Source organism: Kangiella sp., from assembly GCF_014762745.1.
Lineage (GTDB): Bacteria > Pseudomonadota > Gammaproteobacteria > Enterobacterales > Kangiellaceae > Kangiella.
In genome coordinates, this window is sequence record NZ_JABURJ010000036.1 from 1 (window position 1) to 17,393 (window position 17,393).

Genomic DNA, 17,393 nt, shown 5'->3' on the forward strand with positions numbered 1-17,393 from the left:
GACTTTCGTTCGTTAATATTCACGATGGCAGCTGCTTTAATCCTATTCAGGCAGTAGTCGATAATAATGTGGCTAATTATGAGTCCGAAGTAGTTAAATTGACCGCTGGCTGTTCAGTCAAAGTAACTGGCAAACTGGTTGAGTCTCAGGGTAAAGGCCAGTCCTTTGAAATTCAGGCTACAGCTGTTGAGGTGCTTGGCTGGGTTGACGATCCTGATACCTACCCTATCCAACCTAAACCACACTCTGTTGAATTCTTACGCGAGAATGCTCACTTACGTGCTCGCACTAACCTGATTGGTGCTGTAACACGCGTGCGTAACTGTTTGGCACAGGCGATTCACCGATTCATGCATGAGCAAGGTTTTTACTGGATTCATACCCCTATCATCACAGCTTCGGACGCAGAAGGTGCAGGTGAAATGTTCCGCGTCAGCACGCTGGACATGAATAACTTGCCAAAAGACGACAAGGGCAACATTGATTACAGCAAAGACTTCTTTGGCAAAGAGTCATTCCTGACCGTTTCCGGCCAGCTTAACGTCGAAACTTATTGTATGGCTATGTCCAAGGTTTATACTTTCGGCCCTACTTTCCGTGCTGAAAACTCCAACACCAGCCGTCATCTGGCTGAGTTCTGGATGGTTGAGCCTGAGATTGCTTTTGCCAACTTGTCAGATAACGCCGATTTGGCTGAAGCCATGATGAAATACATCTTCAAAGCCGTTTTAGACGAATGTGCTGATGATATGGCTTTCTTCCAGCAACGCGTAGACAAAGACTGCATAAACCGCCTTGAGAACGTCATCAATCATAACTTCGAACGCATGGATTACACCGATGTGATTGACGTTTTGAAAAAAGCCGACAAAAAATTCGACTACCCAGTTGAATGGGGTATCGACCTGCAGTCCGAGCATGAGCGCTACATTGCTGAAGAATATGTTGGCCGCCCAACGGTAGTTATGAACTATCCCAAAGACATCAAAGCCTTCTACATGCGCATGAATGACGATGAAAAAACCGTTGCTGCCATGGACGTTTTAGCTCCTGGCATTGGTGAAATCATCGGTGGCTCGCAGCGTGAAGAGCGTCTGGATGTTCTTGATAAGCGTATCGAAGAAATGGGCTTGCCGGCTGAACATTACTGGTGGTATCGCGACCTGCGTCGTTATGGCACAGTGCCACACGCTGGTTTTGGGCTTGGTTTTGACCGCTGCGTGTCTTATGTTACTGGCGTACAAAATATACGCGATGTGATTCCTTTCCCACGCGTACCGAATAACGTTAAGTTCTAATTGCTAATAATTAGGTTTACGTAAAGTCATCCCCGCGAAAGCGGGGATCCATTCTCTTATTTATCATTCCCTTAAGACGTTTTTCGCCCCTCGGCGAGTACCTTTACGAAATACATCCCTGTATTTCGCTAAAGCCAGCGTATCTTCACTCCGCTGTTCAAATTTGTTCCAGACAAATTTGTCTTTCATATAGGCACCACAAAATCATCAGGAACGATTTTGAATAGCGAAGCTAGCCCGAAGGGTGAAGTACAAGGATGTACTTCATAAAGAAAAGGCCACCCCGTGATTGAGGTTTCGCCTTGCTCAACTACCTTCGTATCCGCCAAGCCTCTTAACGCAGGGTCTGCCCCCTTGGGTACCGCAAAATACGCTCCATCTCCCTAAAGGGATTCCTTTCAGTCACAGATTTGAATTGCTATGTCTTGGCTACTACTCAGCTCAATCAAAAGGGGTTATTGGTGCAATATTGATAAGCAAGACATATCTCGGAAAGAGCAACCCAAATGGCAAGATTGTAAGTTGTAACTTCTTTTTCGTTATAACGTGAGCTACTATAAGCTCATAGTTAATAAAGGACACAGCCATGTCAAGAAAGAACTACACCAGCGAAATCACAGACTTTCTCAAAGAGCTTGATGAGACCATCAAACCGGACTCGCCTTCTCGCCGTGCTGAAAAGGCCAAATACGATGAAATCAACGAAAAGCGCGATAATCCTGACTACAAAGATAAAAAATCAAAATTGTGGGAAGAGTTTTAATCCTTCCCTTTTCCGGTCTGTCGCTCTATATAAAATATAAGTTAAACCCAACTGACAAAATCATCAACTTCAGGGATTGGCTTGGCTTTTAGCTCCATATCTGGAGTACCTATATAAATAAAGCCCACAATCGTATCATTTTGATCAAGCCCAAGTAGCGGCTTTAAATGCTCATTAAAAGCCAAGGGCCCTGTCCGCCAGTAAGCGCCATAACCGAGGCTATCAAGACCCAGCATCAAATTCTGCACGCCGGCACCAGTGGACAGCACTTCTTCAATATGCGGCACCTTGTCATGCCCACGAGCTTTTGCAACTGCAACGACCACCATAGGCGCTCTGTGTGGCAATAATAGTGCCCGCTCCTGCTTCTCCATTTCTATGTCAGGGTTTTCGGTCACACAGGCCAGCCGATACTTTTCGCCCAACTCAGTTAACGCTTTCTCACCTTCGAATACAATATACTGCCAAGGCATTAAGCGCATATGGTCCGGTGCCCTCAGTGCCGCCTTAAATACTTGGTTCATCTCTGATTTACTCGGAGCAGGCGCTTTTAAGCGGCCACACGAAACTCGATTAATTAGTGCCTCTAACATGTCAATGCTCAAATGTTGTAATTCCTAAAATCGATAGCGACTATAGCATAAATTGATTGCTCAAAAATAAATAAAGTTTTAAGGTTTTACATTAGTTAGATGCTAATATAGATAACCTTTCGAGCAAGTAGCTGTATGATGAGTGACAACGAAAAAACCAGCGAGTTTCCCTATATTCATGGGTTCTCTGAACAAGAGCAGCAGCGTCTGCGTGAACAGTCTCGCTTCTCCGAACACCATGTCTATAAGAATGTAGATTTCAGCAACATCACCAAGCTACTGGAAGTTGGTTGTGGTGTAGGTGCCCAGTCTGAAATTTTGCTAAGACGTTTTCCTGATATCCAGCTAACGGGTATCGACTTTAGCGAAGTACAGCTGTCAGCAGCTGACAAATACCTTAGCAGCTTGCCTGTCGCCAAAGACCGCTACCAGCTATTTCAGATGGATGCGACCAATATGGACTTCAAGTCTAACAGTTTTGAAGGCGCGTTCCTTTGCTGGGTTTTAGAACATATACCCGATCCAGCAAGAGTGCTAAGCGAAGTTCGCCGAGTCTTGCAACCCGGTGGTATTGTTTATGTGAATGAAGTACAGAACTCAACATTTTTTATGGATCCCTATTCCCAGGACTTACAACAGTATTGGCTGGCATTTAATGACCATCAAAAAGAAGTTGGCGGAGACCCCTTTATTGGAGCAAAACTAGGGAATTTACTATTAGCACTCGGCTACCAAGATATTCAGCTTGAACACAAAACATGGCTACTGGACAACCGCTCACCCGACTTACGAAAGGATATTATTGAGTATTGGACAGACCTGCTTCTGAGTGCGGCTCCACAGTTGATTGAAGCCGGGAAAGTCAGCGAAGAAATTGTTGCTGGCATGAAGTCTGATCTGAGAAAAGTCAAGAATGATCCTAATGCTGTCTTTTATTACTCATTCGTTCAAGCTAAAGCCAGAGCCTATTAATTGTTTGATTTTTAATCATTTGTTGCGTATTTTAATTCTGAACACTAAAACAAAACACGACAATGGGGAATTATTATGAAAAATTTAGGTTCTTTTATCGCAATATTGGGGCTTGCTTCAATTGCACTGTTCTTTTTTGATTATGAGTTAAAAATTCTTGGCTGGATTAATAACTGGGGCGAGAACATAGCATGGACAATACGCGGAGGCTTAGTAGTTATTGGTGCACTTTTATTTTTTATGGCACCTTCTGATAAAGAGCCAGAAGAAACGGCTTAAACAAGCTATATATCTACTAAAAGCCTGATCATCTGTCAGGCTTTTTTGTGGCTGGAAAGTTTATTAGATGCTCAGGCTAATATAGGCTATGACCACCAGAGTAAGCCGAAACTTGAATCTGACTGACAGGGACGTCAGGAATGACGAAAATGCAGGAGCAATTTTCGGTCTGCATTTTCGGCACTTTCGCTATCTGATCTCCAGAGATGGTTCAAATCCTGTCTTGGCTATCAGTTCTGAGGGTCTTAAGGGCGCAGAGTTTTGCTCCTCGGCAACCGCTCCTGCGTTGCTCTAACTCCTGCATCCATGCAGTCGTGCAAATTCTGCACTTCAACCATCTGACCTCCATGGATGGAGGAAATGCAGAGATTTGTCGGGAACAAATCCTGCCCTGGTGCTTGTCGAACGTGTTCTCCTGCCCCTTTCAGATGACATAAAAAAACCCGACCTGATGGTCGGGCTTTCTTAATGTGGCACTGACCCACAGGGATGTGGGGAATGCAGCAACAATGCCGGGAGCATTGCACCACAGGCACTTCCTTCGGTCGGCTGTCCGTAGGGGAGGCAGAATTTTGCTCCATGCAAATTCTGCACTTCCGCCATCCATGGCGGTCGTCGAATTGTTTAAGGGCTCCGCTGCAAAATATCCAGATATAAAAAAACCTGGCATAAAGCCAGGTTTTATTTATATGGCATCCCGTAGGGGAGTCGAACCCCTGTTACCGCCGTGAAAGGGCGGTGTCCTAGGCCTCTAGACGAACGGGACACAATGTTTGAAACTGTTCTCTCAAACGCGGGCGCAATAATAATGCCCCTCCCCTCGTTTGTCAAAAAAATTATGGGGATTTTTTTGTTTTTTTCAGTTTTACACGCAAAATGACTATAAATCAGTCAGATAGGTTAAGAAAGGTACAGCTCAGGCAAAGTCATGTCATACTGAAGAAAGTCAGACGATCAAAGAAAATTCAGACTCATCTAATAAATAGCAGAAGCCACGAAAAGTCACTGGATCCCGCGGTCACAGCCGCGGGATGACGAGGTTTAGGTTTAACGGTCTGGCTACCAGGGATTCTCCACCCCCCATACAGAATGCATAGATGGAAAAAGCCCAGCATAAGTAGCCTAGGTCAATATAGCGCTAGCTCTTCCGGGGGAGGCCGAAAACTGAATCTGACTGACAGGGACATGGGGAATCAAGTACTAACTTTCATTTATTAGGGCTTTAGGGCGCAGAGTTTTGCTCCTCGGCAACCGCTCCTGCGTTGCTCTAACTCCTGCATCCATGCAGTCGTGCAAATTCTGCACTTCAACCATCTGACCTCCATGGATGGAGGAAATGCAGAGATTTGTCGGGAACAAATCCTGCCCTGGTGCTTGTCGAACGTGTTCTCCTGCCCCTTTCAGATGACATAAAAAAACCCGACCTGATGGTCGGGCTTTCTTAATGTGGCACTGACCCACAGGGATGTGGGGAATGCAGCAACAATGCCGGGAGCATTGCACCACAGGCACTTCCTTCGGTCGGCTGTCCGTAGGGGAGGCAGAATTTTGCTCCATGCAAATTCTGCACTTCCGCCATCCATGGCGGTCGTCGAATTGTTTAAGGGCTCCGCTGCAAAATATCCAGATATAAAAAAACCTGGCATAAAGCCAGGTTTTATTTATATGGCATCCCGTAGGGGAGTCGAACCCCTGTTACCGCCGTGAAAGGGCGGTGTCCTAGGCCTCTAGACGAACGGGACACAATTCTTACTTTTTACAACTAATAGTATTTTGCTGTTAATGCGAGGCGAATAGTGAGGAAGTTTCTCCTGCATATCTATGCACTAACAACTTTACTTACTTCTCTCGAAATACGCGGCAGTTTCGAGGGCCGTTTACATCAGTAAACAACTGAGAAACTAACAAAGTAGTTCGAAAAAGTTGGTGGAGCTAAGCGGGATCGAACCGCTGACCTCTACACTGCCAGTGTAGCGCTCTCCCAGCTGAGCTATAGCCCCGAAACAATGGCGCGCATTTTAGCACGGAGCTTGTTACTGTCAACTGTATTTTGAGGCAAATTATCGACTTAGCATAAAAAGCTCAGTATAGTTTTGGCCACCAAACACTAACAAAAGACAGAGTCTGTTATGAAACCTTTATTGATATTATTTGGCTTACTGGCTTTGAACGCTGGTCAAGTTATGGCGGCCGAGCCTTTTACCGCTGAGGATATGGTCAGCATGAAGCGAGTGGCTTCCCCTGCTTTATCGCCTGATGGCAAGACTGTGGCCTACATGCTTCGTACTACGGATTTAGAGGCCGACAAAGGCACTTTTGATATTTACCTGACCAGTTTAGCCGAAGGGAATGCAACTGCAAAGCAAGTAACAACTGATCCCGCCGCCGATACCAGCCCAAAATGGTCGGCTGATGGCAAGTATCTTTATTTCTTATCAAGCCGTAGCGGTAGTAACCAGCTTTGGCGATATATTATGGAGTCTGAGTCAGTAGAGCAAATATCTGATCTACCTGTCAGTATTGGCACCTACAAGCTCTCCCCCAAAAATGATCGGGTAGTATTCAGTGCGTCGGTTTACCCTGAATGTGACTCTTTAAAATGCAGCAAAGAAAAATCTGAAGCCGCTAGCACTAGCAAGCAGGAAGGAAAGCTGTATGACAAAATCTTTGTCCGCCACTGGGATCATTGGTTAGATGGTACGCAAAGTCGTTTGTTTAGTGCCAAGCTTTCTAAGTCGCCTTTTACAGATGCAACCGCCCTTTCTCATAGCTTGAATGGTAATGTACCCTCTAGTCCATTTGGCGGTGACGAGGAATACACTGTCAGTCCTGACGGAAAAAAAGTAATTTTCACTTTGCGTATCGCTGATAAAAACGAGCCGACGTCTACAAACTTCGACTTATATGAAGTTGCTATCACAGGCGGCAAAGTTAAGAACCTGACCAAGGAAAACCTTGCCTGGGATACTCAACCAGTATTCAGCCCTGATGGTAAAAAGCTGGCGTGGCTGGCAATGGATCGTCCTGGCTTTGAGGCTGACCGTCGCCAATTACATATTCGCGACTTAAAGTCAGGCAAGACCGAAAACGTTACTAAAGACTGGGATCGTTCCTTTTATGGCTTCCAGTTCAGCAAAAACGGCAAACAGGTTTTCCTTTATGGCAACCATATTGGTAAGAATGTCATCTGGTCCTATGATCTGGCATCCAAGCAAAAAAAGCAGTTAACCGACGCGGGTTATGTGTCTGCCTTTGATGTTGGCCAAGACAAAATTGTTTATCAATATGATGATCTGAAAAATCCTGCTGACTTGTATGTCATGGACCTTGATGGTTCTAATCAACGTCAGCTAACGGCTGTGAATCAAGAAGTCATGGCTGAACTTCAGTTTGGTGATTATGAGCAATTCAGTTTTAAGGGTTGGAATGATGAAACCGTTTATGGATATATCGTTAAGCCTGTAGATTTTGATGAAGATAAGACCTACCCTCTGGCCTTCCTGATTCATGGTGGCCCTCAAGGCAGCTTTGGCGATCACTTCCATTATCGTTGGAATCCTCAGACTTATGCTGGCCAGGGTTTTGTTGCAGTTATGATCGACTTCCATGGTTCAACAGGTTACGGTCAGGATTTTACTGATTCAATCACTGGCGACTGGGGCGGCAAACCGTTTGAAGATTTACAGAAAGGCATGGCTTACGTTGAAGCAAATTATGATTTTGTCGATACAGACAATGCCTGTGCACTGGGAGCTTCATACGGTGGCTATATGATTAATTGGATTGCCGGTAATTGGTCGGATCAATTTAAATGCCTGGTCAATCATGACGGTATTTTCGACAACCGCATGATGTACTACTCAACAGAAGAGCTTTGGTTCGTAGAGTGGGAAAATGGTGGTACCTATTTCGATAAACCGGAAAACTTTGAAAAATATAATCCCGTTCATTATGTTAAAAACTGGAAAACACCAATGCTGGTAGTGCAAGGCAGCAAAGACTATCGCGTTCCTGAAACACAGTCTCTGGCTACTTTCACAGCGTTGCAACGACAGGATATTCCAAGCCAGTTACTGATATTTGAAAATGAAAATCACTGGGTACTAAAGCCAAATAACAGTATTCAATGGCACCAGGTAGTCAATAACTGGTTACATCAGTGGCTGAATAAGGAATAAATTTAACTATCAAACTAAACCTTTCATAGTCAATTACTATCTAAAAACATTAAAAAGGTGCCGTCGGGCACCTTTTTTTCACATATAAGCTCTTAGACTATCCTATTGAAACATTTGTTAACCTTTTGTCATTACTGAACATTAGGCTCTGAAAATTATCGAGCGTTATAATAGCGAAGAGTTGGAGTAATCCTAAAATTTTTGAAAGCGGGAAAAAATAATGACCAAGAGAATCGTAATTGGCACTTCCATTGTTCTAGCAACCATTGCCTTATTTGTGGTGCTTATCAGTATGAAGCCTGAGCCACCGAAGAAAAAACCTTTTGTACAGGCCATTGTGGTCGAAACCAAAGCGGTTGAGACGGAAGATATTCAGTTCCTGGTCGATAGTCAGGGGCCTGTTTTGCCCGTTGAAAATTCTACTCTGGTTTCAGAAGTCAGCGGCCGAATTACTGATGTTTCAGATAACTTCCGTGTCGGTGCTTTTGTCGAAAAAGGCGAAGTCCTTTTCACTATAGACCCCGCTAATTATGTTGCAAATGTACGCAGCGCAGAAGCAGCGCTGGCTCAAGCACAGGCAAACTATCAGGATGCCAAAGCAAGAACTGATCAGGCGCGTAAAGACTGGAAAAAAATTGGTACGGGCGAACCTTCCGACCTGGTGTTAAGACTTCCTCAATTAAAACAGGCTGAGGCGGCTGTTCAATCTGCCGAAGCTGACCTGATGCGTGCTCGCCGTGATCTGGATCGAACTAAAGTCAAAGCAACCTTCGATGCCCTGATACAAAGCAAGATGGTAGGTCTTGGTCAATTCGTTAATGTTGGTAGTCAGGTAGCCACCCTATACGGCACAGAGTACGCAGAAGTACGTTTACCCGTTCCAGATCAAGAGCTCGCTTTTCTTGAAATCCCAGAAAGTGGTGAGCAGTTACAGCCCGCAGTCAGACTCGTTGGTAGTTACGCAGGCAAAGAACAAAATTGGTTTGGTAAAATTGTTCGTACCGAAGGCGTTGTCGAACAGACCAACCGCTTGACCTATCTGGTTGCACAAATTGAAGACCCTTACAACCTGAAAGAAACAGAAGATAAAGATGCACCACTTCGCTTCGGTACCTTTGTAAGAGCAGAGATTGCCGGTAAGCAACGCGATGGATTAATCGCATTACCAAGACAGGCTCTTTATTTTGGCAATACGGTTCTGATTCTTGAGAATGAAAGTGAAATTCGCTTACAGGAAGTAAGCCTTGCCCGAACTGAAGCCAACACGATCTACATTGATAGTGGTTTGAAGTCTGGTGATGAAGTGATTACCACACCGGTTCATAATCCAGTTAACGGTATGAAGGTTCAGAAGGTTGGAAGCCAGGCCAAGTCCAATACTGCAAATACCAATGACACCGCTCAAAATACGAGCGCTGACACAGCTAAGCAATAAGGAATTCGCAGATGGTCAAACAATACGATACACACAGCGGAATCATTGCCTGGTTTGCCCGTAACTCAGTTGCGGCCAACCTGCTAATGATATTCATCATTGCTGCTGGCTTGATTGGTTTAAGTAATCTCCGTCAACAGGTCTTTCCTGACATTATTGTCAACTCAATCAGTATTCAGGTTCCCTACCCCGGTGCAGCGCCAAGAGAAGTTGAAGAAGGCATTGTTATCCTGATTGAGGAAAACATTAAAGAGATCGAAGGGATCAAGGAAATCACCTCCTCAGCCTCAGAAGGCATGGGCAGCATCACGATTGAAGTCGAAGACGGCTATGACGCTTCTGATGTCATGGATGAAGTCAAAGTCCGAGTTGATGCTATTCCCAACTTACCAGATCTTGCCGAGCGCCCAGTCATTTATGAAAACCGTATGCAAAGACAGGTTATGCGCCTAAATGTTTACGGTGATGCCAACGAGCGTACGCTAAAAGAATATGCAAAAGATATTCGTAACGAATTATTGACCTTGCCTAACGTTGGTCTGGTCGAAGTGGAAGGCGATCGCCCTTACGAAGTAGGGATCCAGGTCAGTGATTATCAATTGCGCAAATATGGCTTAACACTACAGGATGTGGCCAATGCGGTGCGCAGTCACTCATTGGACTTGCCAAGCGGCACGATTAAGACATTGGGTGGGGATATCCTGGTTAGAACCAAAAATCAGGCCTACGATGCTTATGATTTCGCAAAAATCCCAGTCATAACACGCCCGGATGGTACCACTCTATTACTGGCAGATATCGCCTCAATTGATGATGGCTTTGCTGAATGGAATTACTTATCACGTTTTGATGGCCAGCCAACGGTGAGTCTGAGAATCCGCTCATCACTAGAATCAGATGACCTTCTGATTGCTCAACAAATCTATGACTATCTGGATACGAAAACTCCAACTCTTCCAGCGGGTATCGCTGTTGAGGCTTGGGGAGATGGTACTTACTACCTGAAAGGTCGTCTGGAAATGATGCAACAGAACATGATTGCTGGTGTCATTCTGGTGTTTATTGTTCTGGCACTATTTCTTCGATTTAAACTGGCCTTCTGGGTGATGATCGGTATTCCTTTGTGCTTCCTGGGTGCTTTTGCATTGATGTATATGTACCCGGCATTTGCGATGACCATCAACATGATTACCCTGTTCGGCTTTATTCTGGTACTGGGGATCGTGGTCGATGATGCGATTATTATTGCGGAGTCGGCCTGGGCGTCGATTGAGGAAAAAGGACACAGTATTGATAGCGTGGTTGAAGGTTCCAAACGTGTTGCAGTACCGGCAACCTTCGGTGTTTTGACCACCATTGCCGCTTTCTATCCGATGCTTGCTCTAAGCGGCCCCTGGAGCAACGCAATGGCCTCTATCGGCCTGGTGGTTATGTTCTGCCTAATGTTCTCCTTGGTAGAGTCGAAGCTGATTCTCCCAGCTCACCTTGCACACATGAAGCTGAACAAATTAGAAGATACGAAAAATCCAAAAGTTCGTGCGGTAAAAGGTTTCTTCCGCTCTATTCGACTAAAAGTTAAAGAGTTGTTAACTCGCTTCATTAACAATGTCTATAGACCAAAACTGGAGACCTTCCTCAAGTATCGAGGCTTAACTCTGCTAACCTTTATCTGCCTGTTATTCATAACAACTTTTGGTTTCATCGGCGGCGGCTGGGTGAAGACCAGTATGTTCCCAACGATTCCGAATGATGGTGTCTTTGTCGAGATTAAAATGGCTGAAGGTGCAACTGCACAGCAGGCCATGGACAATGTGCAAGTTGTCTGGGAAAAGCTGAACGAACTGCACAATGAAGTTGAAGCCGAACATGGCACAGGTGTTTTCCAGCATGCCTTTATGTGGACACGCGAAAACACTGGCGGTTATATGTGGACCGAGCTGGTTAAAAGTGAAAACTTACCAGTACATCAGTATGAATTGATTGACCGCTGGCGCGATATGGTCGGCACCCTGCCCGCCGTTGAGGAAATCAGTTTCGGCGGCGGTGGCGGTGGCCCCGGTGGCGATGGCGTTGGTTACCGTATCATTGGTACCGACATTGACGAACTGCAAATTGTTACAGAGAAAATACGCGGTAAACTCGCTGAGTATGACGGCGTTTATGATATCAGTGACAACCTGTCCGGTGGTAAAGAAGAAATTGTGGTTGAAGTTAAACCTCATGGGTATAACCTGGGTTTATCCACACAAACTTTATCGCAGCAGGTGCGCAATGCTTTCTACGGATCCGAGGCACAACGCTTCTTAAGAGATAACGAAGAAGTTAAAGTCTTTGTTCGTTACCCGCTCGAAGACCGACGCTCAGTTGGTAATCTCGAGCAGATGCCAATTAGAACGCCATCAGGTGAATATGTGACTTTCACCGATGTGGCTGATTATAAGGTTCAAGAAGGCTTCTCAAGGATTTCGCGTATTGATGGCGTACGTGCAAACCGCATCACAGCTGATGTTAGCCCACAGGCCACTATTACATCCAGCGAAATTCATGAAGATATGATGCAAAACATCATCCCTGGAATTCTTGCCCAGCACCCAACCGTTAAGCTTGAACCAGGCGGTCCGAGTGAGGATGCTGCACAAATTCAAAGCGAGTTGGGACAAGGTGCAGTGATTGCTCTGATCCTGATCTATGGTTTAATGGCTATCCCATTGAAATCCTATATCAAGCCAGTCGTCGTCATGTCTGCAATTCCATTTGGTATCATTGGTGCCATGGTTGGTCACCTATTGCTAGGCATTAACCTGAGTATGTTCTCCTTCTTTGGTATTATTGCCTTATCAGGTGTTGTGGTAAACGACAGCTTGTTGATGGTGGACTTCATCGGACGTGCTCGCGCGGAAGGCATGTCGCGCATTGAAGCGGCTATCAATGCAGGCACAAGACGTTTCCGCGCTATTATTCTAACGTCTTTAACAACCTTCTTCGGCCTGTTGCCTATCACTACAGAAACAAGCTTGCAGGCACAGTTGGTTATCCCGATGGCGGTATCGCTAGCCTTTGGTATCGTGTTTGCGACAGTGATTACGCTAATCTGGGTACCATGTTTGTATGTGACATTAGGCAGTATCAAAGACTGGTTCCTCGGTCGCGATGCAAAAAGCCTAAACAAGAATGAAGAAGCATACGACAGTAACTAACTTCACTAAAAGCATAGATAAAGGGGCTATACGCCCCTTTTTTTATCGATGGTTTTATAAAAACTTAATACTGATCAATAGCAGCTCTTACCTTTTTTCACTACAATAGTGTTGTTTTTCTAACACTGGTCTTTACACTGTTACTTATCAAGCATGTCTATCCAAATTGAGCAGAAAATATATGTTTAAACGCACCAAAATCGTCGCCACCTTAGGACCCGCTACTGAATCCGACGAAACTATTCGTTCACTCATCAAAGCTGGAGCTAACGTATTCAGGCTTAATTTTTCGCACGGCGAAGCCAAAGACCATATTCATCGAGCAGAGCAAATTCGTCGAATCTCTCGCGACATGAATCGTTATGTAGCCATACTTGGTGATCTACAAGGTCCAAAGATCCGCATAGCCCGTTTTAAAAATGGCAAAATCAACCTGGAAGTTGGCGCGACTTTTATCCTTGATTCCGAATTGGAAAAAGAAGCTGGTGATGAAGAGCGCGTAGGCATTGATTACAAACAACTGCCAGCAGACTTAAAAGAAGGCAATCACCTGATGCTTGACGATGGTCGAATCCAGCTTGAAGTAAAGCGTTTAACGTCAACTGAAATTGTGACTGAAGTGATCATTGGTGGCGTATTAAGTAACAACAAAGGGATTAACCTGCTTGGCGGCGGACTTTCTGCTCCTGCTCTTACCGACAAAGATCGCGCCGATATCAAAATTGCTGCGGCCATGCATGTGGATTACCTCGCGGTGTCTTTCCCAAGAAGTGCCGATGATATGCACGAAGCTCGCAAACTATTGCAAAAAGCTGGCGGTAATTGCAGTTTAGTGGCTAAAATCGAACGTGCTGAGACCGTTAATAATGACAAAATTTTAGATGCCATCATTATGGCTTCTGACGCGGTCATGGTAGCTCGCGGTGACTTAGGGGTAGAAATTGGTGATGCACAGCTAATCGGAGTACAAAAACATATTATTTCGCGTTCACGTGCGCTCAACCGGGTAGTCATTACGGCAACACAGATGATGGAAAGCATGATCCACAACCCTATCCCTACTCGCGCAGAAGTGTTCGACGTTGCCAACGCAGTTTTAGATGGTACCGATGCAGTGATGCTAAGCGCTGAAACGGCTACTGGCGACAACCCTGCTCGCACCGTTCAGGCGATGGCAAATGTCTGTTTGGGCGCAGAAAAACAATCCATGATTCGCATGTCGCGTCATCGTAACGAAATGTCTTTTGACCTGATTGATGAAGCAATCGCCATGGCGACTATGTACACCGCCAACCACCTTAAAGGTGTCAAGGCGATTGTCGCACTAACTGAATCAGGCTCAACAGCTTTGTGGTTATCACGTATTCGTTCAGGTATGCCAATCTTTGCACTGAGTCGCAATGAACAAACACTTCGCAAAGTCGCGCTTTATCGCGGTGTTGAGGCCATTGAATTTGACCCAACGGTTCTGGCCAAACATGACGTTAACCGTCTAGCGGTTGAAGAGTTGCGCTTAAGAAACTTCGTTGAAGATGGTGATCTGGTGATTATCACTAAAGGCGACTCAATGGGAGTACTAGGTGGCACTAACGCCATGAAGATTGTTAGAGTTGGGCAGGTACACTAGAACTTTTTTCTTTAGTCTAAGACTGACCACCACTGTTATAGACAAATACCAAGACGCCAAGGAAGGCTAGCACTACACCAGCCAATCTGCGCCGGTTAACTTCTTCTTTGAGGAATATCCAGGCAAACAGGACAATAAACAGTACTGAAGTTTCGTTCAACACCGAAGCGATAATAGCATCGGTATATTTATAGCCCGATAACCAGAGTATCATCGAAATGTAGGTGCCTAGGATGCTGGCGATTATCAAAATCCGCCAGTCTCTCGGTTGCTTTAATTCGTGAACCACTTTTAAGAATTTCTGCCCAATCAATAACAAGCCTATTGAGCCAATGATGCCGCCAATCAGACGCAAACTGATAATCCAGAAAAAGCCATCACCTTCCAGAATTCGTTTGACCATCACCACGCCAACAGCATTAAGGAAAACCGCTCCAGCAGCTAGAGCAAGCCCCTGCCATAAAACTGGTGCATCAACATTTTTACGGTTACGCTGCCAGGTGACCAGAATGATACCAAGGAGCACCATGGAAAAACCGATAAACTGAGCCCAATGTAGTGTTTCATTTAAGAACAAGACTGATAAAACGATAACAAATGGACTATAGAGGCTTGATACGATTGCCGTATTGCCAGCACCCACTTTTCTGAGCGCTAAAAAGTACCAGGTATCAGAGAGAGCTATCCCAATAAAGCCACTGATTGTCACTATCACCCATTGTGTAACATCAAGTTGTGGCAACTGAAATCCTTCAATTACCAAAGCTGTAGGAACTAACAGGAAAGTTGCTAAAGTGTTTTTGAATAGATTGAGCGCAGTAGCACTTAAGGTTTCACCGGAGTGCTTGAATAATATAATTGCTGTTGCCCAGCAGATCGCCGATGAAAGCGCAAACAGCTCACCCAAACCAAAAGTCATAATGCCTTACTCAATGCAGTGCCAAAACAATACGCTTCAAGAGCGTCAAGAAAGCGCAACTTACCATAAAGTCAGGTTTACACCTATCGGAATCAACTACTTTGGATCAGGGATCAGTACCGTATAGTCCAAATCTAGAACAACGTTTTCAGGAAATTCCTTAGGGTTACTGGTTGAAGTAACTTTCTCTTTAATGGAATCCCATTGCACATTCTTGAAGCCGATAGTTCTAAGTCTCAGCGCCCCCATTCCAAAGCCTAGCTCATATTTATTCTGGACCTGAGTTGCTGCATAGATTGTATTTCCGGCGTAGGAAGGATTAAGGTGTGCTCCGCCATTGATGGCAGCTAGCCACTGGGCATTCGCAAGGCCATTATGAGAAAGACTGCGACAAAGTGAAATAATATGGCCCCCATACACGAGACGCTGTTGATGCTGGCTATCCTGCATCTGGTGATAGTTAAAGTGCACCTTGGCATTATTCTGATATAGTTTGGTGGCCATTGTGTGCTCGGTAGCATCAATCGTTAAACCATCAATATGGTCAATCCACTCCCCTACCTGATAGTCTTTAAAGACGAACTTCTCACCACTGGAAATATAGCTGTAGTTGTCAGCATTGAACTGATCGGGCATAGCAAGATGCGCCGGACTTACTTCTGAGTTTAGCTGAGGTTCAACGGCATAAGTATTTTGCATGCCTTCTGCTTTTTTATGCACCATAACCCAACGTTTCCAGCTGGCCACCAGATGCCCATCCTGATTGGTTGCACGGGAGTGCACATAAACAATGCCCGTCTTGCCGTTTGAATTTTCCTTTAAGCCAATCACCTCAGAGAGAACTGAAATGGTATCGCCTATAAATACAGGCAACACAAACTGTACCTCTGCATAACCAAGATTGGCGACGGCATTAAGAGAAATATCTTGTACCGTTTTACCGAAGGCAATATGAAACAGTAGCAGGTTGTCCACTGGTGGTCTGTCGAAACCCACTTTACGCGCAAGATGGTGGCTAGAGTATAAGCTAAAGCGACTACCGGTCAGGGCAATATAAAGACTGGCATCCCCCTCCGTTATGGTACGTGGGATTGGGTGCTCTATGAGTTGGCCCAACGAAAAGTCTTCAAAGAAACGGCCGACAGATGATTTATTCATGCGTTATCGCTTTTTAGTTTGTCATTTCGTTAAAACACTACCTGAAATGATGCTTATCGGCTAGCCCCAATTAACTCATTCTGGCCTAACTCTTTGACCGTGTTATACAAAGTCAGGACCCGCTCAGCCCACTCTTTCAACGAGGGTTCGATTAAACGGTCATCAATGACGGCAACATTACGCCCTTCTTCATTAGCCTGCTTAATTGCCGCAATAATGGCTTTGGCACGATTAATATCATCCAGCTTGGGGGTAAAGGCATCGTTGGTATATGCCAGCTGAATGGGATGAACTACCGCTTTGCCATCAAAACCTAAGTCGCGTGCCTGGCGACAGGAAAACTCGCAAGCCTGAATGTTTTTTAAATCAAAATGTGGCCCATCAATGACGCACTTCTTGTATGCACGGGCTGCCAATACCACCAGCGATAAACTGGTTAATAGACCTGCGCGATCATTGGTCTGGGTGATTTTCAGTTCATTAGATAAATCAGTCACGCCCATCACCACACAGGAAACACGTTCACTCGCCGCACAGATTTGTTCGGCATGCAGTACCCCAAGTGGACTTTCGATATTAATCATGACTGAAATCTTGTCTTTTCGGACAGCATCGATTTGCCCAATATAACTCAAGAGTGAATCGGCTGATTCAATTCTTGGAAGCAGTATCGCGTCAATGTCTAAATCTTTAATCGCCTCTAAATCCTTCTGTCCCCACTCTGTACTTAACGGATTGACCCGCACAATACGCTCCGAGTATTCAAAAGTCGGTGACTGCTCAAACGCTTTAAGCAGGAGATCACGTGCCGTTTGTTTATGCTCGGGCGGAACCGATTCCTGTAAATCGAACACAACACTGTCAGCCGCCAGACCTCTGGCTTTCTGCAAGTAACGCTCAACATGAGTGGGCACATAAAGCATGGTTCTGCGTGGGCGATAATTAAGAGTGGGTTCCATCTTGTTACCTATAAA

At 45.1% G+C, this 17,393-nt stretch carries 12 protein-coding genes and 3 tRNA genes; 8 read left to right on the top strand and 7 right to left on the bottom strand.

Annotated elements, in window-relative coordinates; all coding sequences use genetic code 11:
- Together asnS and HUJ19_RS02085 are read left to right on the top strand one after the other, a co-directional pair.
- On the top strand, nt 1–1,298 hold a 1,298-nt coding region (gene asnS, locus HUJ19_RS02080), incomplete at its 5' end, for an asparagine--tRNA ligase (RefSeq protein ID WP_290621952.1).
- A 586-nt stretch (nt 1,299–1,884) separates the two neighbouring features.
- A complete protein-coding gene (locus HUJ19_RS02085; RefSeq protein ID WP_290621953.1) occupies nt 1,885–2,061 on the top strand; it encodes a CBU_0585 family protein in 177 nt (58 codons plus the stop codon).
- A 41-nt stretch (nt 2,062–2,102) separates the two neighbouring features.
- Here the strand turns inward: HUJ19_RS02085 and HUJ19_RS02090 are convergent, their stop codons facing one another.
- Nucleotides 2,103–2,654 (bottom strand): nitroreductase, encoded by a 552-nt coding sequence (locus HUJ19_RS02090; protein ID WP_290621954.1) that lies wholly within the window; start codon nt 2,652–2,654, stop codon nt 2,103–2,105.
- Between the two features lie 138 nt (nt 2,655–2,792).
- On the opposite strand from HUJ19_RS02090, the gene HUJ19_RS02095 reads away from it, so the two are divergent.
- Nucleotides 2,793–3,626: a class I SAM-dependent methyltransferase gene (locus tag HUJ19_RS02095; protein WP_290621955.1), complete on the top strand. Its 834-nt coding sequence runs from the start codon at nt 2,793–2,795 to the stop codon at nt 3,624–3,626.
- 75 nt (nt 3,627–3,701) lie between these two features.
- Nucleotides 3,702–3,905 (top strand): hypothetical protein, encoded by a 204-nt coding sequence (locus HUJ19_RS02100; RefSeq protein WP_290621956.1) that lies wholly within the window; start codon nt 3,702–3,704, stop codon nt 3,903–3,905.
- Between the two features lie 690 nt (nt 3,906–4,595).
- Here HUJ19_RS02100 and HUJ19_RS02105 read toward each other — a convergent pair.
- The 3 genes from HUJ19_RS02105 to HUJ19_RS02115 form a co-directional block, all read right to left on the bottom strand.
- Nucleotides 4,596–4,671: transfer RNA gene (locus HUJ19_RS02105), tRNA-Glu, on the bottom strand.
- 900 nt (nt 4,672–5,571) lie between these two features.
- A tRNA-Glu gene (locus HUJ19_RS02110) sits at nt 5,572–5,647 on the bottom strand.
- Between the two features lie 182 nt (nt 5,648–5,829).
- A tRNA-Ala gene (locus tag HUJ19_RS02115) sits at nt 5,830–5,905 on the bottom strand.
- Nucleotides 5,906–6,034: 129 nt separating this feature from the next.
- Between HUJ19_RS02115 and HUJ19_RS02120 the strand changes: the two genes are divergently transcribed.
- From HUJ19_RS02120 to pyk, 4 genes are all read left to right on the top strand, one after another.
- On the top strand, nt 6,035–8,083 hold the full coding sequence (locus tag HUJ19_RS02120; protein WP_290621957.1) for a S9 family peptidase: 2,049 nt from the start codon (nt 6,035–6,037) through the stop codon (nt 8,081–8,083).
- A 220-nt stretch (nt 8,084–8,303) separates the two neighbouring features.
- Nucleotides 8,304–9,518, top strand: coding sequence for an efflux RND transporter periplasmic adaptor subunit (locus HUJ19_RS02125; protein ID WP_290621959.1), 1,215 nt, complete (start codon nt 8,304–8,306; stop codon nt 9,516–9,518).
- 11 nt (nt 9,519–9,529) lie between these two features.
- Nucleotides 9,530–12,715, top strand: coding sequence for an efflux RND transporter permease subunit (locus HUJ19_RS02130; RefSeq protein ID WP_290621960.1), 3,186 nt, complete (start codon nt 9,530–9,532; stop codon nt 12,713–12,715).
- A gap of 181 nt (nt 12,716–12,896) precedes the next feature.
- The gene (pyk, locus tag HUJ19_RS02135) at nt 12,897–14,342 is read left to right on the top strand and encodes a pyruvate kinase (RefSeq protein ID WP_290621961.1); all 1,446 of its coding nucleotides are present in this window, start codon (nt 12,897–12,899) and stop codon (nt 14,340–14,342) included.
- A gap of 16 nt (nt 14,343–14,358) precedes the next feature.
- Here pyk and HUJ19_RS02140 read toward each other — a convergent pair whose 3' ends face one another.
- From HUJ19_RS02140 to HUJ19_RS02150, 3 genes are all read right to left on the bottom strand, one after another.
- Nucleotides 14,359–15,261: a DMT family transporter gene (locus HUJ19_RS02140; RefSeq protein ID WP_290621963.1), complete on the bottom strand. Its 903-nt coding sequence runs from the start codon at nt 15,259–15,261 to the stop codon at nt 14,359–14,361.
- Between the two features lie 96 nt (nt 15,262–15,357).
- Nucleotides 15,358–16,419: a MaoC family dehydratase gene (locus HUJ19_RS02145; protein ID WP_290621964.1), complete on the bottom strand. Its 1,062-nt coding sequence runs from the start codon at nt 16,417–16,419 to the stop codon at nt 15,358–15,360.
- A 53-nt stretch (nt 16,420–16,472) separates the two neighbouring features.
- Complete coding sequence (locus HUJ19_RS02150) at nt 16,473–17,378, bottom strand: CoA ester lyase (protein WP_290621966.1); 906 nt, start codon at nt 17,376–17,378, stop codon at nt 16,473–16,475.
- Nucleotides 17,379–17,393: the final 15 nt, after the last annotated feature.